This is a genomic window from Arcicella rosea (genome assembly GCF_040543805.1).
Classification (GTDB): domain Bacteria; phylum Bacteroidota; class Bacteroidia; order Cytophagales; family Spirosomataceae; genus Arcicella; species Arcicella rosea.
Genome location: NZ_JBEUMS010000001.1, coordinates 690,214 through 713,846, shown reverse-complemented (window position 1 = coordinate 713,846; position 23,633 = coordinate 690,214). Strand labels below are relative to the sequence as shown.

Annotated in this window: 19 protein-coding genes; 15 read left to right on the top strand and 4 right to left on the bottom strand. The window is 33.6% G+C overall.

The window, feature by feature from the left end:
• Positions 1 to 4 precede the first annotated feature (4 nt).
• The 8 genes from murD to ABID42_RS03185 all read left to right on the top strand — a co-directional run bounded on the left by murD (position 5) and on the right by ABID42_RS03185 (position 8,619).
• On the top strand, positions 5 to 1,348 hold the full coding sequence (murD, locus tag ABID42_RS03220; protein WP_367282400.1) for a UDP-N-acetylmuramoyl-L-alanine--D-glutamate ligase: 1,344 nt from the start codon (positions 5 to 7) through the stop codon (positions 1,346 to 1,348).
• Between the two features lie 32 nt (positions 1,349 to 1,380).
• Positions 1,381 to 2,523 (top strand): FtsW/RodA/SpoVE family cell cycle protein, encoded by a 1,143-nt coding sequence (locus tag ABID42_RS03215; protein ID WP_323257670.1) that lies wholly within the window; start codon positions 1,381 to 1,383, stop codon positions 2,521 to 2,523.
• Between the two features lie 95 nt (positions 2,524 to 2,618).
• Complete coding sequence (gene murG / locus ABID42_RS03210; RefSeq protein ID WP_367282399.1) at positions 2,619 to 3,719, top strand: undecaprenyldiphospho-muramoylpentapeptide beta-N-acetylglucosaminyltransferase; 1,101 nt, start codon at positions 2,619 to 2,621, stop codon at positions 3,717 to 3,719.
• A 69-nt stretch (positions 3,720 to 3,788) separates the two neighbouring features.
• Entirely contained in the window at positions 3,789 to 4,520 is a 732-nt protein-coding gene (locus ABID42_RS03205; protein ID WP_367282398.1) for a hypothetical protein, read from the top strand.
• Between the two features lie 170 nt (positions 4,521 to 4,690).
• Positions 4,691 to 5,116: a hypothetical protein gene (locus ABID42_RS03200; protein WP_367282397.1), complete on the top strand. Its 426-nt coding sequence runs from the start codon at positions 4,691 to 4,693 to the stop codon at positions 5,114 to 5,116.
• 166 nt (positions 5,117 to 5,282) lie between these two features.
• Positions 5,283 to 6,113, top strand: a complete 831-nt coding sequence (locus tag ABID42_RS03195) for a group I truncated hemoglobin (protein WP_367282396.1) — start codon at positions 5,283 to 5,285, stop codon at positions 6,111 to 6,113.
• A gap of 534 nt (positions 6,114 to 6,647) precedes the next feature.
• Positions 6,648 to 7,928, top strand: coding sequence for a glutamyl-tRNA reductase (gene hemA, locus ABID42_RS03190; protein WP_367282395.1), 1,281 nt, complete (start codon positions 6,648 to 6,650; stop codon positions 7,926 to 7,928).
• 79 nt (positions 7,929 to 8,007) lie between these two features.
• On the top strand, positions 8,008 to 8,619 hold the full coding sequence (locus tag ABID42_RS03185) for a DUF4230 domain-containing protein (RefSeq protein WP_367282394.1): 612 nt from the start codon (positions 8,008 to 8,010) through the stop codon (positions 8,617 to 8,619).
• Between the two features lie 98 nt (positions 8,620 to 8,717).
• On the opposite strand, the gene ABID42_RS03180 is transcribed toward ABID42_RS03185, so the two are convergent.
• Positions 8,718 to 9,386 (bottom strand): YggS family pyridoxal phosphate-dependent enzyme, encoded by a 669-nt coding sequence (locus ABID42_RS03180; protein ID WP_367282393.1) that lies wholly within the window; start codon positions 9,384 to 9,386, stop codon positions 8,718 to 8,720.
• A 133-nt stretch (positions 9,387 to 9,519) separates the two neighbouring features.
• Between ABID42_RS03180 and ABID42_RS03175 the strand changes: the two genes are divergently transcribed.
• On the top strand, positions 9,520 to 10,488 hold the full coding sequence (locus ABID42_RS03175; protein WP_367282392.1) for a DUF8428 domain-containing protein: 969 nt from the start codon (positions 9,520 to 9,522) through the stop codon (positions 10,486 to 10,488).
• 381 nt (positions 10,489 to 10,869) lie between these two features.
• Here the strand turns inward: ABID42_RS03175 and ABID42_RS03170 are convergent, their stop codons facing one another.
• Positions 10,870 to 11,739 carry an AraC family transcriptional regulator gene (locus tag ABID42_RS03170; protein ID WP_367282391.1) on the bottom strand — a complete coding sequence of 290 codons (870 nt, stop codon included), beginning with the start codon at positions 11,737 to 11,739 and terminating at the stop codon, positions 10,870 to 10,872.
• 182 nt (positions 11,740 to 11,921) lie between these two features.
• Here ABID42_RS03170 and ABID42_RS03165 point away from each other — a divergent pair, with 182 nt between their 5' ends.
• The 6 genes from ABID42_RS03165 (at position 11,922) to ABID42_RS03140 (ending at position 18,634) form a co-directional block, all read left to right on the top strand.
• Positions 11,922 to 14,354, top strand: coding sequence for a TonB-dependent receptor (locus tag ABID42_RS03165; protein ID WP_367282390.1), 2,433 nt, complete (start codon positions 11,922 to 11,924; stop codon positions 14,352 to 14,354).
• Positions 14,355 to 14,468: 114 nt separating this feature from the next.
• Positions 14,469 to 15,275: a crotonase/enoyl-CoA hydratase family protein gene (locus ABID42_RS03160; protein WP_367282389.1), complete on the top strand. Its 807-nt coding sequence runs from the start codon at positions 14,469 to 14,471 to the stop codon at positions 15,273 to 15,275.
• A gap of 70 nt (positions 15,276 to 15,345) precedes the next feature.
• Positions 15,346 to 17,013: a DNA repair protein RecN gene (gene recN / locus ABID42_RS03155; RefSeq protein ID WP_367282388.1), complete on the top strand. Its 1,668-nt coding sequence runs from the start codon at positions 15,346 to 15,348 to the stop codon at positions 17,011 to 17,013.
• Positions 17,014 to 17,098: 85 nt separating this feature from the next.
• Positions 17,099 to 17,491 carry a hypothetical protein gene (locus ABID42_RS03150; protein ID WP_323257645.1) on the top strand — a complete coding sequence of 131 codons (393 nt, stop codon included), beginning with the start codon at positions 17,099 to 17,101 and terminating at the stop codon, positions 17,489 to 17,491.
• A gap of 23 nt (positions 17,492 to 17,514) precedes the next feature.
• Entirely contained in the window at positions 17,515 to 18,174 is a 660-nt protein-coding gene (locus tag ABID42_RS03145; protein ID WP_367282387.1) for an SCO family protein, read from the top strand.
• A gap of 22 nt (positions 18,175 to 18,196) precedes the next feature.
• Positions 18,197 to 18,634 carry a c-type cytochrome gene (locus ABID42_RS03140; protein ID WP_323257641.1) on the top strand — a complete coding sequence of 146 codons (438 nt, stop codon included), beginning with the start codon at positions 18,197 to 18,199 and terminating at the stop codon, positions 18,632 to 18,634.
• A gap of 80 nt (positions 18,635 to 18,714) precedes the next feature.
• Here ABID42_RS03140 and ABID42_RS03135 read toward each other — a convergent pair whose 3' ends face one another.
• Positions 18,715 to 20,553 carry a sensor histidine kinase gene (locus ABID42_RS03135; protein ID WP_367282386.1) on the bottom strand — a complete coding sequence of 613 codons (1,839 nt, stop codon included), beginning with the start codon at positions 20,551 to 20,553 and terminating at the stop codon, positions 18,715 to 18,717.
• A 247-nt stretch (positions 20,554 to 20,800) separates the two neighbouring features.
• Positions 20,801 to 22,609 (bottom strand): sensor histidine kinase, encoded by a 1,809-nt coding sequence (locus ABID42_RS03130; RefSeq protein ID WP_367282385.1) that lies wholly within the window; start codon positions 22,607 to 22,609, stop codon positions 20,801 to 20,803.
• Positions 22,610 to 23,633: the final 1,024 nt, after the last annotated feature.

Here is a 23,633-nt window from a genome sequence, read left to right as displayed (position 1 = left end):
GAATATGAAAAAAATCGCAATCTTGGGCGGAGGTGAAAGTGGCGTTGGTGCAGCTTTATTGGCAAAAGCAAAAGGCTTTAAGGTGTTTTTGTCGGATAAGGGTATTTTATCAGACAAGTATAAGGAAATTTTGAATCAAAATGAGATTCCTTTTGAAGAAGGACAACATACAGAAGAACAAATTTTAGATGCTGATGAAGTAGTGAAAAGTCCGGGAATTCCAGATAAAGTTGCTTTAGTTCAAAAGTTGAAATCGCTTAGAATTCCTATTATTTCAGAAATTGAATTAGCTTCACGTTATACAAAAGCAAAAATCATTGCGATTACAGGAAGTAACGGAAAAACAACGACCACACTGTTAACCTATCATTTACTGAAAAATGCAGGGCTGAATGTCGGCTTGGCAGGTAATATTGGCGATAGTTTTGCCAAACAAGTAATTGATGATACACTTGATTATTTTGTATTAGAACTTAGCAGTTTTCAGTTGGATAATTGTTTCGAATTTAGGGCTGATGTTGCTATTTTACTCAATATCACGCCCGACCATTTGGATAGATATAACTATGAATTTCAGAATTATGTAGATTCTAAATTCAGAGTTTTACAAAATATGACACCTTCTGATAACTTTATTTTTTATCAAGAAAGTGAAGCACTAGCAAATGAATTAGCTAAAAAGACATTCCCAGTCAATTATCTGCCAGTTTCATTACAAGAAAAAGTAGCACAAGGAGGAAGTTTACAAAACGAAAGGCTTGAGGTTACTTATCAAGAAAATCATTTCTCATTTGCTTTAGAAGATTTGCCCATCAAAGGTTCGCATAATGCCATCAATGCAATGTCTGCTATTTTGGTTGCAAAAGTATTGGGCATTGAAAACGATAAAATTGCAGAAGGATTAAAATCATTCAAAAGTGTAGAACATCGCCTTGAACCTTGTGGAGAAGTTGGAGGAGTAAAATTTGTCAACGATTCAAAAGCAACAAATGTTGATTCTGTTTTTTATGCACTGGGTAGTTTCAACGATCCAATTGTGCTAATCATGGGCGGTGTTGATAAAGGCAATGATTATAGTCAAATTGAAGACTTGGTTGAACAAAAAGTAAAAGCCTTGATTTGCATGGGAACGGATAATCAAAAATTATTAGATTACTTCGGTAAAAAAGTACCCTTGATTTTCTCGGTTGATAGTATGAAGAAAGCCGTTACACTTGGGCAAGAAGTAGCCACTGAAGGTGACGTAGTTTTACTTTCGCCTGCTTGTGCTAGTTTTGATTTATTCAAAAATTACGAAGACAGAGGAAGACAATTCAAAGCGGCTGTATCAGCATTGACAATTGCTTAAACAAAATATTATTTCAAAAATTCATTGAAAAAATGGTGACAAATTGGTTAAAAAGTAATCTTAAAGGCGATCATCAGATATGGACTATCGTTGCAGCTTTGTCGATGATAAGTATTATTGTCGTATCAAGTGCATCTGGGAAATTAGCGGTAATGGCTAGTGGAGGTATTTTTTATCATATCTTTAAACATATTATTTTGGTTTCGTTGGGGCTGGGTTCGATGTGGTTTTTTCATCGACTAGACTACCATCGTTTTGCGATGTATTCCAATGCTGGTGTAATTCTATCTTTTGTACTCTTGATTTATGCTTATAAATTCGAACAGGGAATTAACCATGCCAATCGTTGGATTCATGTTGGTGGTTTAACATTTATGCCTTCCGATTTAGCCAAATTATCTTTAATCACCAATTTGGCTGCAATGTTAGCCAAACGACAACATGTGAGTTATACTTTTAATGAAATCTTACCGATGATTGTAAAAATCATTTTGGTTTGTTCGGCAATTGCACTCACCAACGTTTCTACTTCCTTACTTTTATTTACAACTTGCTTTTTATTGATGTTTTTCGGAAGAGTACCTAGCCAATATTTACTATTGGCTTTAGCGGGTATTTTCATTACGGCAACTTTATTGGTTATGACCGGAACAGGTAGCCGTATCGAAACAGCCAGAAACCGTGTTATCAACTTTGCTAGTGGTTTAAAAGGAACGAAGAAAAAAGACGCTTCACAGACTTCCGATTATCAAATTGAACGGAGTTTTTACGCCATCGCCAACGGTGGAGTTTTAGGAAAAGGGCCAGGAAAAAGTCAACAACGATACTTCTTAACAGAATCTGAATCTGACTTTATTTATGCCATCATTATCGAAGAATGGGGAATGATTGGTGGCGTATTTGTTTTGGGGCTTTATCTCTGGTTTTTATATCGAGGAATGAAAGCCGTGGATAGTTCTGGGCGAGCCTTCGGAGGCTTACTTTCGGCTGGACTAACCTTTAGTTTAGTGATTCAAGCAATGGTACACATGGGCGTTGCTACTGGTTTAGGGCCTGTTACGGGGCAAAACTTACCACTTTTAAGTATGGGTGGTAGCTCCCTTTTGTTCACGGGTGCAATGGTCGGAATTATTATTGCTGTGAGTAGAGATAAAGTAAAAAATCCAATTTTATAAGCTATCAGCCCTTAGCTGTCAGCTATTTGTTTTTAACAGTACCAAAATAAGTTTTTAGTTTAAGGCTTAAAACTTATTGCTTAATTATCATTCAAATGACCAAAGTCATCATCTCAGGTGGAGGAACAGGCGGACATATTTATCCCGCCATTGCTATTGCTAATGCTTTAAAGGAAATAAATCCTGCTATTGAAATTTTGTTCGTTGGAGCAGAAGGAAAAATGGAAATGGAAAAAGTACCCAAAGCGGGTTATCAAATTATTGGTTTACCCATTGCGGGAATCAATCGTTCTAATTTATTAGCGAATCTTAGCTTTCCAAGAAAATTAATCGCAAGCCTGAGCGAAGCCAGGAGTATTATTAAAGATTTTAAACCAGACGTTGCAGTAGGAGTAGGAGGTTACGCTTCTGGGCCATTATTGTTAGCGGCATCTATGATGGGGGTTCCTTACTTGATTCAAGAACAGAATTCTTATGCGGGCGTTACCAATAAATTACTAGCGAAAAAAGCAAAAAAAATCTGTGTGGCTTATCCAAGAATGGATACTTTTTTTGATGCAGAAAAAATAAAAATGACGGGCAATCCTGTCAGAAAAGATATTTTAGAAGTAAAATCAAAACGAGATGAAGCTTTAAAACATTTCGGTTTGCAAACTGATAAAAAGACAGTTTTAGTAATTGGTGGAAGCCAAGGTGCTAGAACAATCAATGAATCCATTGATGCAGGATTAACCAATTTGGTTGGTGCGGGTTATCAAGTAGTTTGGCAAACAGGTAAATTGTATATCGACAGAGCCAAAACGACTGCAAGTGTTTTCAAAGGTCAGGTTTATGTTTCTGATTTTATTTATGAAATGGATTTGGCTTATGCAGTTGCTGATGTGGTCGTTTCAAGAGCGGGAGCTTTATCGGTTTCTGAATTATGTTTGGCGGCAAAACCTTCTATTTTAGTGCCTTTGCCAACGGCTGCGGAAGATCATCAAACCATGAATGCCATGAGTTTGGTTAATAACGATGCTGCTATTTTGGTAAAAGATATTGCTGCCAGAGAAAGCTTAGTGAAAGCAACGATTGATTTATTGCAAGATGCTTCAAAACAAGAAGTACTCAGCAAAAATATTCATCAATTAGCCAAACCAGAAGCGGCGAAAGAAATCGCTAGTGAAGTATTAAAACTCATTGGGAAAAACAAATAAAGTATTTATGCGAAAGACCATGAATGTTTCGTTGATTACTCAATCATTATCAATACTTTAATCATTTCAATGACTAGGAAAATATTATTACTCGTTTTTTGTTTTTGTCTAACGCTTAGCAATGTTTTGTTTGCTCAGTCTATCAATGGAGTATGGCAACAAGTAAACCCTAATGGCAATACTTCAAGGTTGATTTGTACTGAAAACTATTTAATGTTTGCTACTTATCAAACCAATGATAAACATTTTGTCAATACAGGTGGAGGTACTTTTGAAATATTAAAAGCAGATTCAAAAACTATTTTATCCTTCAAAAGAGATTTTAATACAGAAGATTCTACTTTGGTAGGTTTAACGGTAGCAAATATTTTTTCTTTGGATAAAAATACTTTAACCGTTGTTCAAGGTCCATTGACTGGTACTTGGTTACGAATCACTGAAAAATTAAGTACAGAACCTTTTTCAAATGCACTTTGGCGTTTACGAGCAAAAGAAGACAAAGCATTTAAAATGCAAACTGTTTTTAAAGGACCTTTTAAAACAATAAAAATATTCTCTGGAGAACACTTTCAGTCGGCGAGTTTCAATATTGATACACATCAGTTTTTTGGAACTTTTGGCGGTACGTTTAGCAAGAAAAAAGAGAAGTATATTGAAAAAATTACTTTTTCTTCGAAAAGAAACAAAGAAGTGAATAATTCATTTGAATACGACTGCGTAATCAATGGCAAAGATTGGATTCATGCTGGGCAAAGTGCTACAGGCGAAAGAGTACACGAAGTCTGGGAAAAAGGATATTAAGACAACAATTAAGTATTAACCGAAACGGGGAATTTCTGAGAGGAGATTCCCCGTTTTTTATTTTTCTAGTTATTTTTTCAAATCCAGCAATCCAAAATGAAATGTCTTTCGTAGATATGTCTGTTGAGTGAAAAACATATCTAAGAACTTCCAAATAAATATTTTCAGCCATGCAAACGCTAACCAAAATATTCAAAGTAACAAGCATTGTCATTTTAAGTCTTTTCGTTGCTTTTGTTGTTTATGCCAATTGGCAAGAACCGCCACTTTCTGAACGCTTGAATTTAAAACCAATTTCCCTAGCTGTTTTTAATCTCGACCGTGACTTATCGGTTCAAGATAGTATCAACATCGCCAACAAATTATCCGCTAACATAGGTATTACTGCTGCCACAGTAAACCGCATTGGAAAAACCGTAAGTGTTACTTTCCATGAAGACGAAACCTCAGAAGAAGCATTGACCAAATTGCTAACTTCTGAGGCTTTCAAACCTTCGAAATTAGATTTTACTGCTTTCAAAGGTCCGCAATGTCCAGTTCCTACAGAATACATCGATTTTATACTAGGAGCGAAAAAAGCATTATGTTTTCGATAAGTATTACTAACAGTGCATTTTTAATCAATAATCCTATAAAGCTTTTATTACTTCTTGACTATTAAAATTTAATCTTCATTGCTCGAACAGTCTTAAAATTAATCGTAAAAGTTGTGCATAACGAGCGTGCAAAACTCTTACAGTCATCGGTAAAATTTTTAAAAACATGAAAAAAACAATGCAACTATGGGGCGCATTCCTCATGGCAGGAATGCTTGTGTTTACATCTTGCAGTAAAGATGATGAAGTAGTTCCTGTAAAATCGCTTTATGACCGTCTGGGGGGTAATGCTGCCATTTCAGCAGTGATTGACCAGTTCATTGCGAATGTAGCTGCTGATGCAAGAATCAACGCTTTCTTTGCAGATGCTGCTGGAGATCCTGCTCGTCTTACAAGATTGCGCAACAATTTGATTAACCAAGTTGGAATGGCAACAGGTGGAATGGAAAAGTATTCGGGACTTGACATGAAAACGGCTCACAAAGGAATGGGTATTGAAGAGACTCATTTTAATGCTTTGGTAGAAGATTTATCACTATCACTTGATAAATTCAAAGTACCAACAACTGAAAAAACAGAATTGTTGACTGCTTTGGCTACCATGAAAGGCGATATTGTTGAAGGTTCGACTACTGTTTATGCACGTTTAGGTGGAAATGCAGCAATTACTGCCGTGATTGATGATTTTATTGGAAAAGTGGCTGCTGATGCTCGTATCAATGCTTTTTTTGCTGCTGCTGCGGCTGATCCAGCTCGTTTGAATCGTTTGAAAATGAATCTTGTGAACCAAGTAGGTCAAGCTTCAGGTGGGCCAGAAAAATATACAGGCTTAGATATGAAAACGGCTCATAAAGGAATGAAAATTACAGATGCACATTTCAACGCTTTGGTGGAAGATTTAACCGCATCTTTAGTAAAATTCAAAGTTGAATCAAGAACAAAAATTCAATTATTGACAGTTTTGGCGAGTCTTAAGGGAGATATTGTAGGGCAATAGTTTTACAAAGAAAAAGGTAAAAGGTTTTTTCAGAATAGAATTTAATGTTCCATTTCAAGAATACCTTTTGCCTTTTTTATTGAATAGAATTATAGCTAAAAGCTATTGTGATATACAAAATATCAATTTTTACTATCAAGTATCTTTGTTTACTTTTGTGAAGTAAAGGTTTTGAATGGAATAAAATGAATACTCCTCGTTAGTCAAGCTAATTAATATTAACATTAAAATTGATTAAAGTCAGTTTCGAAGCGTAAAAACTCTACTACCTTTCGACAAAATTAGAAAACAGTGAAATTGTATTTTTTTTAGAATACAGAACAAAGAATAAGCGTCTTATTTATATGTATTCTAAATTATAGATAAGTATAAATAATTAGCCATTATTAGAGCCAATCATAATCATTCGTGTTGTAATTTTACACAATTATTCAATTTGTGAAAATATGGCACACAGCGTTACAAATTGTTTAATTGTATAGCTTGAAAACAAGGATATTTTCTTGTTGAAGCGAATCGGAATTGTAAGGAGTCATGAAAAATATTTTCAAAGCATTAAGTTTATCATATAAATCTGCTCCCTTGGCGGTGCGAGAACAAGTAGCTCTAACGGAGGAAGAAATTAAAAATTTCTCGCTTAAAATTAGAGATTTGTTTGGCATTCAAGAAAGCCTTGTTGTTTCTACTTGCAACCGAACTGAAGTATATTATGTAGCCGAACAAAATATCACGGCTGAATTAATCAAAGTATTGTTAATCGAAAAAGGAATTACCAATACTGAATTATATTTTGATTATTTCCAACAACTTAATACACAAGCAGAAGCGGTTCAGCATCTTTTTGAAGTAGCAACTGGTTTGCATTCAAAAGTTGTTGGCGATTTACAAATTCCTAATCAAGTAAAACAATCATATCAAATCGCTGCTGATTTGAATATGGCTGGTCCATTCCTTCACCGTTTGATGCACACGATTTTCTTTGCAAACAAACGTGTTGCTCAAGAAACTTCTTTCCGTGACGGTGCTGCTTCTACGTCGTATGCTGCTGTAGCTTTGACAGAAGAAGTAACTAGAAATATCAACAATCCGAAAGTATTAATTTTAGGTTTAGGCGAAATAGGTATCGATGTTTGCAAAAACATGGCAGACCAAGAATTTGCTGAAATCACGGTGATGAACCGTACTCGTGCTAAAGCTGAGAAAATCGCTGCGGGACGTAATTTCAGAATTGCTGATTTTTCTACTTTAGAAAGAGAAGTGAAAAGAGCCGATGTAATTATTTCTTCAGTGATGATTGATAAACCAATTGTTACCAAAGAATTAATCGAAAGAATCGGAATTCTTACTTTCAAATATTTTATTGATTTATCAGTTCCTAGAAGTGTAGAAGATAATGTAGAGGAAATTCCAGGAGCTTTAGTTTATAACATTGATAGTCTTCGTGAACGTGCTGATGAAGCCCTGAAAAGTCGTTTAGCGTCGATTCCTCATGTAGAAAGAATCATTGCAGAAGCTATTGTTGGTTTTGATGATTGGTCGAAAGAAATGGTTGTTTCACCAACAATCAATAAATTGAAAAATGCACTTGAGCAAATTCGTAAAGAAGAGATGGCTCGCCATTTAAAGAATCTTTCACCAGAAGAATCTGAGAAAATCGAGAAAATCACGATGGGCATTGTGCAAAAAATCATGAAGTTGCCAGTAATTCAATTGAAAGCGGCTTGCAAACGTGGAGATGCAGATCAATTAGTAGATGTATTGACCGAATTATTTGACTTAGAAAAACAAACAGATAATTCTGCTTACAGTCACTAATCTTCGATAAATAATACTTTCAAAACCTGCGAATTATTTCGTGGGTTTTTTGTTTTTAGATAAATATCATCTCAATACTATGCTTATATATCGTAGATTACTTCGTTTAATCCCTTTGATTTTATTGATTCTTTTGGCTGTTTGGGCATGGGAAAAATTTAAAAGTTTCAAAAATCCTTTTGGAGATGCCGAACCAGAAGTATCGCATAGCGTGCTTTTACAAAAGATTACTTCAATGGGAAAATTGGAGTTGGTAAAGTATAATTTTAGAGATGTGGTAGAAAGTCGTATTAAAAAAGACTTTTTGCCTGATGCTAAAGTATTGTTAATCGTTACAGGCGAAGCTACAGGCTGTTTGGATTTAACAAAGATTAGAGTTGCCGATATTACCGAACAAGACAGTATATTGGTCGTTCATTTACCAGAACCAGAAATCTGTAGTTTTAAAATAGACCATTCAAAATCAAAGGTTTATAATACAGAATATGCTTTTATGGATGAAGCAAAATTGGTAGATGACGCTTTCAAAAAAGCAGAAGTACAAGTAGCACAATCGGCGAAAGAAATGGGGATTCTGGAGCAAACTAAAAAATCAGCAGAGCAAATTTTAAAGCCTTTTCTGGAAACTGTTTCTAGGAAAAAAGTAGTATTAAAATATGCAATGAAAGATAAAAAGAGAGAGTTAAAATAAGTACTTTGCAAGGCTGGTTTAATTGCCTTGCAAAGTATTTTGAGCTTTTACAAAAATTACAACTCCGCATTCAACACTCAACACTCATCACTCAAAAATTAGCGATGTCCAAAAATAGCTGAACCAACTCTTACCAAAGTAGAACCTTCTTCGGCAGCAATTAGAAAATCGCCTGACATTCCCATTGAAATTTCTTTTAATTGTAGCGTATCACTTTCAGGAATTGATGCCTTTAATTCATCAAAAAACGTTTTTAAACTTCTAAATTCTAATCTGATTTGCGCTTGGTCGTCCGTATTCGTTGCCATACCCATCAAGCCTACAATTTTGATGTTTTTCATGCTTTTAAACTCATCAGATTGTAAAAGCTCTTTGGCTTCATCTTGTGATAATCCAAATTTAGTTTCTTCCTGAGCAATATAAATTTGTAATAAACAGTCGATAATTCTATTATTTTTAGTAGCTTGTTTATTAATTTCCTGAAGTAGTTTTAAAGAATCAACAGAATGAATCATTGCTACAAAGGAAGCCATATACTTTACTTTATTACTTTGTAGATGACCAATCAAATGCCATTCAATATCTTTAGGCAAGATTTCCCATTTTTCAACCATTTCCTGAACCTTGTTTTCGCCAAAGGTTTTACAGTTTGCTTGATAGGCTTCTTCCAAATCAGCAATGGGTTTAGTTTTAGTTACAGCAATTAATCGTGCTGTAGTGCCCTGTAATTGAAGATTGATATGCTCTAAATTTTTTGCGATGCTCATGGTTTCAGCTCAAAAATGATTGGTAAATATTTGTATTTTTGTGTAATCGGGGGCAAACACTTAGTTTTGCAAAATTAAACCAAACTTATAACGTTTAAAGTTAATACAAACATAAATTATCAAATACTAGCCAATGGAGGAGTATAATCCAAATAGACAAAGTGAACAGAAACTTAAAATCGCCGTTGCTGTATTGATTATTTTAGTTACAGCATTGGGCTTTTTATATTTCAGAGAACGCCAGTTTAATAAAAGAAACGAAGACTTAAGCGATTTACAAGCGAAGGATTTGTTAGTAGCAAGTACCAAATTAGATTCGATAGAAAATCAGTTAAATACAAAAATTATTGAAATTAAACGTTTGGGTGGTGATGTAAGTGAGTTGATTCGTGCAAAGCAACAATTGCAAAAAGATAAAATTGCTTTGCAGAAATCAGTAGGTTTTTCAATGAAAAAGTATGAGTTGAAATTCAAAAAATACCTTACTTTATTAGGAGAGAAAGATAATGAATTAGTGAGTTTAAGAAAAGAGAATGGCATTCTCGCAGCGATGAACGATTCGCTGAGTAAGGAAGCTCAAGCACTTTTAGAAGACATTACTTTTGCTCAAAAAGCCTTGAACGATTCTGCCATTAATTATACAATTCGCCAAAAAGAATTATCTGAACGTAATAGAGAACTATCCGAAAAGGTTTCTCAAGCGGCGGCTCTTCATGCTGAAAGTATTAATGTTTATGCGATTTCAACCAAAGGAAAAGAAAGTGATGGCGGCGTTTATAAATCTAAAAAAGTAGATAAAGTAAGAATCACTTTCTATTTGCAAGAAAATCCATTGACGACAAGAGAAGCGAAAGTGATTTTTTTAAGAATTATCGACCCTGCTGGTCAGTCTGTTGCAGATATGAGTACTGGTTCTGGCAGTTTTACGTATAAAAACAAAGATGTTACTTATACAGCCAAACAAAGGATTGTTTATGATAACAGTCATCAATCTGTTGAATTCGTTTACAGTCGTGGACAAGCTTATAAAGATGGCAAACATATCATAGAATTATATGCAGAAGGCTACAAAATCGGCGAAGGCTTTTTTGAAGTGAAATAAAATAAAAAGAGGAGTTTGGTATCAAGCTCCTCTTTTTATTTATCAGTCTTTAATGCTTTCCTATCCCTGTAATTGTATTTTACAATGACTATAATTAAGATGAAATAGTCATCTAGTAAGATTAAATGCTCATAAAGTAAAATGGAATTGACATCTAGTAAGATTAAATGCTCATAAAGTAAAATGGAATTGGCATCTAGTAAGATTAAATGCCCATAAAGTAAAACGTAATAGTCATCTAGTAAGATTAAATGCCTATAAAGTAAAATGCAATTGACATCTAGTAAGATTGAATGCCCATAAAGTAAAATAGAATAGTCATCTAGTAAGATTGAATGCTCATAAAGTAAAATGAAATTGGGATAAAGTATTTTATCAACCCTATCTCTTCAAAGCCGAAGGCGTATGCCCATATTTTTCTTTGAAGGCTTTTATGAAGTGTGAGACACTTTCATAACCAATTTCCATACTGATTTCCGAAACGTTTTTCTCTGTCTTCTCTATCTGTAAACAAGCGTATTCCAAACGTTTATTTTTTATCCAAAGGGCTGGTGTTGTATTGAATTCTTGTTGAAAATCTCTTTTAAATGCCGACAAACTTCTGCCTGAAAGTCTTGATAATTCTTCTAATGAAAGTGGTTTTAAATAATAAGAATTCATCAAAAAAGCTAAATCAGGTTTCTCGCCTTTGTACAAACTAAAAAGTATTGATTTAAACTGTTTTGAATGGTCAATTTCCAGAATGTGCAAAAGTAATTCCTGTAGTTTTAATCGTAAGAAATGATTCAAATATTGCGTTTCATGATTAAAATATGGGAAGATAGATTCTGTGAATTTATCCAAACTCTCCGTGATTTCCAGAACCAATAACTGATTCGCATTATTCCACATTACCTGCAAGGCTTGGCTACTTTGGTATTCTTCAAAAAGCTCCAAATGTTGGCTGACAAATTCTTTCAAAAGCTTTTCGTTAAAGAAAAAAACCAAACTTCTGTAGCTCGCATCAATGGTTTCTTGCATTAAATAATAGCCTCTCGGTATAAACACCACACTTCCTTTGCGCACATGAATCGTCTGGCTAGGCAAGGTAAAACGCTTTTCCCCTTCCAAGACAAAAATCATGGCATGTTCTTCAAAAAACACTTCGTTTTTGAGTGGTGGGTCTTGGTTGCGATAGGCAACGAAAGTCATATCCTGAATTTTCAAGGATTGAAATTCACCAGCGTGTATAAGGGAAGGGACTCTAATCATGGCAAAAATTTATACATTTCTTTTCGTAAATCCATATCATTTCCGTAGAAATTATCATTCATAAGGCTTTGCCTGTAAGGGTGCTATCCTGAATGTTTAACTTTTGTTAAGACTTTTTAACTTTTTGCATGCAACATTTTGTACAACCTTTGCATCTTCTTGTCAAATCAACAAAATGCTCAATGCTCATGACCTTTAAACCTACTTTTTTTGCTTTATTTCTCTTTACTACTATTCAAGCTTTGGGGCAGTCAACTGTTTCAGGAATAGTAATTGACGAAAAAAAACAGGCTGCTTCTTTTGCTAATATATTGATTTTGAATGAAAAAGATTCAACAATGGTAAAAGGTGCTGTAGCCGATGTGGATGGAAAATTCCTTACGCCACAAATTCCTCATAATACTTATTTACTTGCCATCACAACGATTGGTTATCAAAAGTACTACCAAAAAATCGAAGTACGCTCGGATTTAAATCTTGGAAATATACAATTATTGCCAGAATCTAAAACGCTTAAAGAAGTAGAAGTAAGCGTAAAAAAACAATTGATAGAACGTTCGGGCGATAAAATGATTATGAACGTAGATGCTAGCCCGATTACTTCTGGTTTGAACGGTTTGGAACTGATGGAAAAAGTACCGGGCATTACAGTAGATAGAAATTCAGAAACGATAAAAGTTAAAGGAAAATCGGGCGTAATGGTGATGATTGATGACCGTAAAACCTATCTAAGCGATGAACAATTAGCTAATTTCTTGAAAACGCTAAAGAGTGATGACATTGATAAAATAGAAGTAATTACCAATCCGTCTGCTCGTTACGATGCTTCTGGCACTACGGCAATTATTAATATCAAAACTAAAAAAGGCAAAAATTTTGGCACAAACTACATCGTGGATATGGGTGTAGGTTATAGCAATTATAAAGAATATGGTAGTTTCCCCAAAAATAATCAGGGAATTACGATGAATGCCAAGAAAGGGAAATATACACTTTATGCCAATGTCAGTAGAAATTACATGACATGGTTCAATGCTTTTAATGAAACACAAGAATTGTACGAAGGAAGTAATTTGGTTGAAACTCGTAAAAACATCGGAAAGGCTTTAGGGAATGGAAATTCGTGGTCATCAAAAGTAGCCTTTGATTATGATTTTAGTAAAAACACAAGTGTAGGTTTTACAGTACAAGGGGCTTTGTCGGATAATCTTTTTGAAAGAACGATTAACCAAAGTAATCAACAGCTCAGTTCAACAAAAGCCATTCAAATGTTGCGTAACCGTAATACAGATAATAAAAATTACCTCATTAATACGCACTGGAAACAAACTTTTGATACATCTGGAACAGTATTAAACGTAGATTTTGATGTGATTATTAATAAAATAATATTCGACGACCGTTTTAAAACGACCAATGTGCTAGAAAGTCAACAAAATGTAGTGAATAACCAGATTTACTCGCCTGAAAACTTTGTTACTTATGCTTTGAAAGCTGATTTTGTAAAAAATCTAACCAAAAAAGTAAAACTAGAAACAGGGTTTAAAAGTAGTTTCTCGGATAATGCAAAAGACTTTAATGATAATTTCAGAGATAATGGCGCATTGGTAAGTTCATATTTCAAATTCAAGCAAAATATTCATGCCGTTTATTTTATGCTGAATACAGAACTCAGCAAAACCTTGAATTTACAAACAGGTTTAAGAGGGGAACAAACCTATACTTCTGGAACTGACAGAGCAGGCGAAGAACTTTCAACCCAGAACTATTTTAATTTGTTTCCAACACTTTCTTTGAATAAAAAAGTAACAAAAGATTACGCTGTTTCTCTTGGTTTTTCTCGCAGAATCAATCGCCCAAACAGTGATAACTTTAATACTTTTAATCGCTTTTTCTCGCCACAACAATATGCTAAAGGAAACCCTAATTTACTTCCTTCTTTAAACAATAGCATTTCTATGACGCATACGATTAAAGATGCTTTTAGTTTTACGGTAGATTATGTAACAGTAAAGCAGTTCTTTGCAGAGGTTTATAGTGTAGATTCTGTTTATATTCCTGGAAATCGTTTGATACAAGAATCCATAGAAAATGTAAATGGCAAAGTATCATGGTGGAGTTTCAGTACTTCCTTGCCCTTCAATCTTACAAAATGGTGGAATGTCAATGTAAATATTTGGAGTGGAATCAATATGTATAATTATAGCAGAGAAAATGCCGTTGTTAATGTAAATCAATTTTATAGCGGCTTGTATTTACAACAGACATTTACCTTGAATAAAACACTTTCTGCTGAAATTTCGGGCTATGTAAATTCAGGCGAAACATGGGGTTTTGAAACCAGTAAAGCACAAGGCGCTTTTGATTTAGGCATCAAGAAATTCCTTTGGGATAAAAAAGCTACTTTAAAGATTTCTGTCCAAGACCCTGCCTATTTGAATCGTTATAGAAATGTAGCAAGAACAAATGAATTGGTTTCTACAGGAGAATATCGCTGGGATAACCGCAGACTAAGAATCAACTTTACTTATAATTTTGGAAATACCAACGTAAAAGTAAATCAAAGATCAAATGGAGATAACGATGGCGGAGGCGGAGGTAAAGGCAGAAGTTAATCGAAATATTTTACTTTAATTTTGCGTTCCATTTCAATATCGTCTAACTTCAACATTCACAGAGAAACTACTGATATTCAGTTTTTTCTCTGTGATTTTTTTATTCCCAAAAACATGGAAACGCTCAAATTATCAATCCAAAATCATATTGCTCATCTTATCATCAATCGACCAGATAAAGCCAATGCGCTGAATCAAACCGCTTGGGATGAAATCTTAGAAATCTTTACTGAACTAGACGAAAATCCAGAAGTAAGAGTAATCGTACTGGAAGGTGGCGATAGCAAACATTTTTGTGCAGGAATAGATTTAAGCTTGTTGATGTCGGTTACACAATCGCAAACCTCATGTGATGCACGCCAAAGAGAGAAAATCAGAAAAGATATTCTAAGTTTGCAAGCGCCTATCAATGCCATTGAAAATTGTTCTAAACCAGTTTTGGTAGCAATTCATGGCGGTTGTATCGGTGGCGGGGTAGATTTAGTTTGTGCTTGCGATATGCGTTATTGTACTGAAGATGCCTTTTTCACGATTAAAGAAATTGATATGGGCATGGTAGCAGATTTGGGAACTTTGCAAAGACTACCCAAATTGATTGGCGATGGTTTGGTGCGAGAAATGGCTTACACAGGTAGAAATGTAGAAGGGAAGGAAGCCGAGAAAATCGGAATCGTGAATCGTACTTTTACTGATAAAGAAACGATGTTGGCAGAAGTAATGAAATTGGCAACAACTATTGCCCAAAAATCACCTGTCGCCATTCGTGGAACAAAACATATTTTATTACATAGTCGTGATAATTCGGTAGCCGACGGACTTAATTACATGGCAACTTGGAATGCGGGAATGTTACTCTCTGCTGATTTGAAAGAAGCTTTTGAAGCGAAAATGACTAAAAGAGAACCTAAATTTGGAAATTGAATAAAAGGACTCCTCCGTCCTTAGTATATTTGTGAAGAATTGACAGACAAGGCTTTTATGCCAACAACTTATGCTAACGAAGTTACAAATAAAAAACTATGCTTTAATTGAGCATCTCGTATTAACACCAGACGTTGCTTTAAACATTGTTACAGGCGAAACAGGTGCGGGGAAGTCTATTATGTTGGGTGCTTTAGGATTGTTATTGGGCAATCGTGCCGATACTCGTACACTTTTTAATCCAAACGAAAAGTGTGTCATTGAAGGCGAATTTGATGTTTCTGGTTATATCATCAAGAGTATTTTTGAAGAAGAAGAATTAGATTATGATGAACATTGCGTAATTCGTCGTGAAATTTCTCCACAAGGTAAAACTCGTGCTTTCGTCAATGATACGCCTGTTAATTTAGAAACGCTTCGCAGAGTAGCTTCGCAATTGATGGATGTGCATTCACAACATGATAATTTATTATTGGGTGCGAACGATTATCAACTAGAAATCGTCGATACTTTCACCCAAAATCATGATTTATTAGATACTTATAAAAAAGATTTTCAGGCTTTTCATAAAGCACAAAAAGTATATGAACAGCTTCGGATAGAAGCCAAAGAAAGTAAAAAAGAGTTTGATTATAATTCATTTTTGTTAGATGAATTACAGAAAATAAAACTGAAAGCAGGCGAATTAGAAGTACTGGAACAAGAGCTAAATAAATTAGAAAATGCCGAAGAAGTAAAATCTAAATTGCTTTTGTCTGCCGAGTATTTGAATGCTACCGAACAATCTATCATTCCATTACTTACTTCAACTTTAGCCAATTTGAATAGCATTAGCACTTTTGGCGAACAGTATTTACAATTGAAAGAGCGCATTCAAAGTTGTTTGATTGAACTCAAAGACATTGCCGTAGAAGTAGAAAGTGAAGCTGAAGAAGTAGAATTAGACGACGAAAAAATCACGAGTATTCAACAAAGACTTGATGTAATTTATAATCTTTTACAGAAACATCAAGTAAAAACAGATGTTGAATTATTGGCTATTCAGAAAGAATTAGAACAAAAAGTTAATAAAGTACTGAATATCGACGAAGCTTTGGCAAATGCAAAAGCAGAAGTAGAGAAAACCGAGAAAGAAGTATTGATAAGTGCCGAAGCTTTATCACAATCAAGACTCATAGCTTTGCCTATTATCGAAAAACAAATTTCAGATTTGTTGAAAGATTTAGGAATGCCAAATGCCAGTTTGAAAATTGAAGACGAAATCATCAAGCCATCACCGATGGGTATCAATGTGATTAATTTGTTGTTTTCAGCGAACAAAGGCATCAAACCACAACCGATTAAAAATGTGGCTTCTGGGGGTGAATTTAGCCGTTTAATGTTGGCGATTAAATATATTTTAGCCAATAAACGTGCTTTACCAACCATTATTTTTGATGAAATTGATACTGGGATTTCAGGAGAAGTATCAATAAAAGTAGGAAATATGATGCGAGAAATGAGCCGTAATCACCAATTGATAGCCATTACACATTTACATCAAATTGCAGCGCAAGGTGCAGCACATTATTTTGTGTATAAAGATAATTCTTCCGACAGAACGGTTTCAAGAATCCGAAAACTAAGTAGTGATGAAAGAGTAATGGAAATTGCACAGATGATTGGTGGTGAAAATCCATCAAAAGCCATTGTAGAAAATGCTCGTGAGATTTTAGGGAAGCATCTTACCCTCAGTTAAAATATTATCTTGCAGGCTAAACGTTCAAGGTCAAAAGCTTGTTATCTCAATAAATTTGTTCCAAACTAAACAGGTACATATCAATATGAAGAAAATATTATTATCAGTATTAATGTTGTCAGTAGTTTTTTCTTGTTCAAAGTCGGAAGACAAACAGAAAAAAATGATTGAAGAAGTAATGGCAGTACATGATGAAGTAATGCCAAAAATGGATGAAATCATGACCTTGAAAGGACAATTAGATTCTATTTCAAAAGTATCTTCAGATTCTTCAAAAGCGAAAGAATTGTACGTAGCTTTAGATTCTGCCGATGTACAAATGATGGAATGGATGGAAAAGTATAATCCAGATCAAGTAAAAGGAAAATCGGAAGAAGAAGTAGTGAAGTACTACGAAGAAGAGAAAAATAAAATCATCAAAGTAAAGGAATTAACGAATGCAAGTATTGAAGAGGCAAAAGCTTTTTTGAAAAAGTAAGTTTTGAATACTTGTAAACTATTATGAAGAGAAATATTGTTCAATGTTTATCCTTAATCTTTCTGCTAACAATTGTATTTGGCTGCTCGCAAGAGCCTAAAGAATTACCTTATTTGGGCAATAAAGAAACCGTCGAGAAATTGGTTGATGGCAAAATGGTTGTTGATACTCTTTACCATAAAATTCCTGATTTTGAATTTATCAGTCAGGATTCGGTAAAACTTACGCAAGAATTTGTTGCAGGAAAAATCTATATCGCAGATTTCTTTTTTACGACTTGTCCGACGATTTGCCCAAAAATGAAAACGCAAATGCTTCGGATTTATGAAAAATTTAAAGACAATCCAAACGTTGTAATTCTTTCTCATTCAATCGACCCACGCCACGATACGCCAGCGGTTTTGAAAGAATTTAAGAGTAATCTAGGAATTAAAGGCACCTCTTGGCAAATGGTGACGGGTGATAAAGCGAAGATTTTTGAAATTGGTCAAAAAAGTTACATGGTTTCTGCTGCTGACGACCCAACACAACCGGGTGGAGTAGTGCATAGCGGAGCGTTTATTTTGGTAGATAAAAATCGCCACATTCGTGGAATTTATGATGGAACTGTTCCTGCAAAAGTAGATAACTTGATGGAGGATATGGAAATACTTTTAAATGAGTCGAGTTCAAATAATAAATAATAATTTGTTGAAAAAGATATTAATGTTAAGCACAATTACTGCTTACAAACTTGGTTTTGCTTTTTGTGTATTGATGATGGTTGCTTGTGATAGCAAAGAGGAAATCAAGAGAAAACAGTATTATATCGACGGACAAGCACTTTATAAAACCCATTGTGCGAATTGCCATCAAGAAAAAGGAGAAGGTTTGGCGGGATTGTATCCGCCCATTGCTGGTTCCGATTTTTTGGCAAAGAATAAAGAATTAATTCTGTGTTCTATGCGCAATGGATTGATGGACACCATTACAGTAAATGGAAAATCGTATCATCAACCAATGCCAGCCAATTCACAATTACAAGCGTTGGACGTAGCCGAAATTGCTACGTTTATTTATAATGAATGGGGTGGCGAAAAAACCATTACAGAAGTAAAAGATGTTCAGAAAATATTGGCTACTTGTAAAAATAAAGTAGAGTAATGATACTTTTCTCCTGTCTGTAATTTTAATCGCTTTTGTTGCTTTTCAGAGATGAAACTCAAGTCTGCAAAGAAGTACAATTAAGAATATGAAAAGGTTAGTTTGAAAGTTGTTCCAACATTTTCTTCACTTTCAAAAGTAATGTTACCTCCGTTCATTTTTACTAAGTTATGGACTATCAATAAGCCTAAACCAGTTCCTTTAATTCCTCCAACATTTTCACCTCTGAAAAAGGAAGAATAAACCTTTTTATGCTGATTTCTTGGAATACCAATGCCAAAATCTTTTACTTCAATGACATAATCATTTTCATTGAAGTATAAAGTTAATTTTGGGCTATCTCTTTTCGGAGAATATTTAAACGCATTCGATACCAAATTGTCAATGATATGTTCTAAATGCTGTGGGTCGGCAAGTGCTTTTCTGGCTTCTCCGATTTGCTCCACAACTAATTTTCTACCATCTTTTTGATGCCTGTTTTGCCTTTCCATGACATAGTTTACTATTGCAACCAAATCTACTTCTACCTTTTTGACATCCGTGTTTTCATCTTCAATTTTGCCTAAAAATAATGTTTCATCCATCAAATTAGTAATTCTAGCAATTTCAGTATGAATATTACTGAGTTGTTTGTTTACCTTTTCTCTGATAATACCATCTTTTAGCTGTTCAAGGAACATTTCTATAATTTCTGCTGAGGAAGAAATAGTAGAAAGTGGCGTTTTAAATTCATGGGCAGTCATTGCCACAAACCTTGTTTTTAGTTGGTTTAGCTCTTTTTCTTTTTGAAGAGCCTTCATCATACTTTCTTCAGCTCTTTTTTTTAGGGTTATTTCTCTACTCGAACTAATAATTCTGTCTTCGATATCATATTCATCAAAAAACATTTTATACGACGTTTGCATCCAAATAAACTCCCCATTTTTTTTCAGGAATCTATACTCAATTGATGATTCTGTTTTGTCTTCTAAAAGCAAAAGTTCATGTTTTCTTTGTGCTCCTTCAATATCTTCAGGATAAAAATAGTCATAAACATTTTTGCCGATTAGTTCTTCTGGTTCATAGCCCAAAACATCTTTGCTTGAGGGAGAAACATAAAGATAGTCGCCTTGAAGGGTGTAAATACAAATTAAATCACGCACATTACTTGATAATAACTCGCTAAAATGCGAATTAGCTTTCTCATTGGTAATGTCTCTTAAAGTACCTGTTACACCTAAAACTTCTTTTTTTTCATTCGTTAAAAGGGCAGCAAAAACTTTAATCCAAATTGTGTTACCAGCTTTGTTGAGATAACGAATAATATGACGACATGAAGTTTTTTGCTGATTAATTAAAGGCTCAAAAAGTAATTCATTCTTTTTTATATCGTCAGGATGCAGAAATGTATAAAAAGGCTTTCCGATAGATTCTTCAATAGAATAACCTAGAATATCACTCCATGCTTTATTTAGAAAAGTCCAATTTCCAACATTATCTGTTTGAAAAAGCACTTCATGTACACTCTCAACTACATGTTTATATTGTTCTTCTTGCTCTGATACCTTTCGGATTAGCTGTTTTTTTTCAGTAACATCTCTTGAATAAATGATAAGATGAGTCACTTTCTGTTCAGTATTAAAAACTGGATTGATATAAAATTCATAAAATTTCCCTTTAGCTTCATGAGTAGTCTTAAATCTTTCTCCACTCAATCCTCTTCTAATATTATTTGGAGCGACAGATGAAAACAAAGTATCGGTATCAGTAAGTCTTTTACTTCCGATTACAGGGAAGTAATCATACAATTCTTTAAAAAAAGTACTGTAAGATTTATTGAAAAGAACAAAATTACATTCTGCATCTAATACGCAAACAGGATCTACCAGAATGTCTAGCGCTTCTTGGCTTAATGATAATAGGTCGTTTTGCTTAGTCATTCTAAAAATTAGTTTAACAGATATGATAGAAAATGAATTTTTCTACGATTTTTAATCCTTTAGTTGACCCTTTTTTGAGCTTATTTAATCATTAAATTAAAATAAAAATCCCCAAATAAGTACGTAACCAATTCTAAGGATAAATTTAGAATTGAAAAAGCAACTAAACACTAACAATTATCATAAAATTATGATTTTTTTGTACTTTTAAATCAGTATCTGTTATTTTTTAATGTTGAATGCAGTTTTATCGGTACGGAAATTCTAAAGTAAAAGTAGTTCCTTGATTTTCTTCGCTTTCGAATGTTATTTTACCACCATTCATTTTTACTAAATTATAGACAATCAGTAAGCCAAGTCCTGTGCCTTTAATATTTCTTACATTATCTCCTCTAAAAAAAGAGGAGTAAACTTTTTTATGTTGATTCTGCGGAATGCCCAAGCCATAATCTATAATATCAATGGTGAAATTATTTTCATTAAAAGTTAAAATTAAAGCTGGACTGGGCTTATTTGGGGAGTACTTAAAAGCATTAGAAATTAAATTGTCTAAAATATGCTCTAAATGTTGAGCATCTGCAAACACTTTTTTGACTGTTCCCCTCAATTCAAAATATAATTTACGCTTATCTTTTTGATGTCTTACTTGTCTATCAATAATATACTGGACTAAGCTTACCAAATCTATTTCTTCTTTGTTTACTTCTGTTTTGTTGGCTTCTATTTTACCTAAAAACAAAGACGCATCCATCATATTCGTCATTCTAAGTACTTCGACATTGATATTTTTCACCTGTTTGATGATATTTTCAGTATCAGCATTTAGGCTGCGTTCAGTATACATTTCAATGATATCAGCAGATGAAGAAATAGTAGAAAGTGGTGTTTTAAATTCATGCGTAGTCATAGCCACAAATCTGGACTTTAGCTCATTCAATTCTTTTTCTTTCTGAAGAGCTTTCATCATACTTTCTTCAGCTAATTTCCTTTCTTGGATTTCATGAGTTGAGGTGATAATCCTATTTTCAATTTCATACTCATCAAAGAATATTTTTGAATTTGATTCCACCCAAACATAATCGCCATTTTTCTTTAAGAAACGACATGATGTATACGTACTATCTCCTTTTGTTCTTAAGACTTCTTGATGGCGTTCTTTGACAAGTTTAAGGTCGTCTGGATGAAAAAAATCATAAGGACTTTTACCAATTAATTCATGGGGTTTGAATCCTGTTAAATCTTCAATTGATGGCGAAACAAAAAGATAAGTGCCATCTTGATTATGAATACAGATAAGGTCACGAACATTATTTAATAATAGCTCGTTGAAATGTGCATTGACTTTTTCATCAGTAATATCTCTTAAAGTACCAGTTGTGCCAATTATTTCATCGTCTTCATTTATTAAAAGTGTAGCAAAAACTTTAATCCATCTTACTTTTCCGGCTTTAGTAATGTAGCGAATAACATGACGACAAAACTTTTTTTTACGATTAATAAGTGGCTCAAAGAGTAATTCATTTTTCCTTACATCATCAGGATGTAAGTATGAATAAAATGGTGTGTTTAGCGACTCATCTACTGTATATTGAAAAATGTCAGTCCAAGCTTTATTCAGAAAAGTCCAATTGCCCACAACATCAGTTTGAAAAATTACATCATGAATATTTTCAACGACATATTGATATTTTTCTTCCTGAGCCGAAACCTTTTTAATCAGGTTATTAGTTTGTGTTGTTTCATGCGCTGAAACAACTAGAGAGTCAACCTTTTGATTTTCATCAAAAATAGGACTAACCGTAAATTCCAGATATACACCATTAACTTGATTATTAATTTTAAAACGCTCGCCACTAAAACCTCTTTTGAATGAACTTCTAACCAGTTCACCAAGATTTGGACTATAGTTCATAAGTCCTTCTTGACCAATTTCAGGATACACATCAAAATGCGAAAAATAGAGTGATGCAAAAGATTTATTGAATGCTCGTATTTTATATTCTGTATCAACAATAAATACAAATTGATCTAATGCGTCGAGAAATTGATTGTTCAATATCATAAGCTGTTAGTGTTGTGGGATAAGTCATATTAAACGTTAAGTTGTATATCAATAAAAGTATGGTTAGTCTATTTGTTCAATATTCAGTGTGTTAGTGAATGTAGTAGATTAATTTATCACAATCTCTACTGACTTAGTAGATACAAAATAACCACTTATTTAAAGTATGTACAATCCCTTAAATTAGGGGTTTTTCCCTAATTTAAGGGATATTTTTCATAAGTATAAATACTCATTAAAAATAAAGTAAAATTTAAGTATTTGTACTTAATTTTAGATTGTCTTAAATTATTTTATAAATAGAAGAAAATAAAAAGCAATACCTATCACAAGACAAGTATTGCTTTGAATAATCTTTAGGGAATAATAATAAATCAACAAGGGATTTGATCTGAAATCTATTATGTAGTCATCCCTTGTATGTAGTCATTTCTTGAACTTTAGTACTCTTTTCTTTTTTCAGTTCAGACATTGGGATAAAAAAACCAGCGTAACAACTCAAACATTGATAGTATTTAAAGCTAAAAAATGGGGATAAAAAAAGTTTTACAATGAAAGGTCTTCTAGTTCGTTCACCACTCAAAATATTCTTACATTTTGGACAGCAATTTGTAGAAGCCCTTCTAAATGTATAAAATAAAAGCATAATGATTTGGATTATTATTGGTAAAACCAATAATACATAAATATATTGTTGCTGCATGATTGTAAAGTGTGTGTTAGTGAAAAAAACTATTGTTTAAAAGTGAATTAAATTACTACTATGGCTTGTATATTTAATTATTCATAGCTTTATGACGAGAATAAAACTATTCCCACAATTATGGCATTTATAATATTCAAAATTATTCAGATAGAATAAGAGTACTTTTAAGTAGAAAGGAGTTTTGATTGCTGTACAAATCCTATTATCACAGTTAGGGCATTTTCTTTGAGTTGTTCTTCTAATGTTGTAAATCAAAAAAAAGATAATTAAACAACTCAAAATGATTACTATCGGAAATACAATTGAATTAAA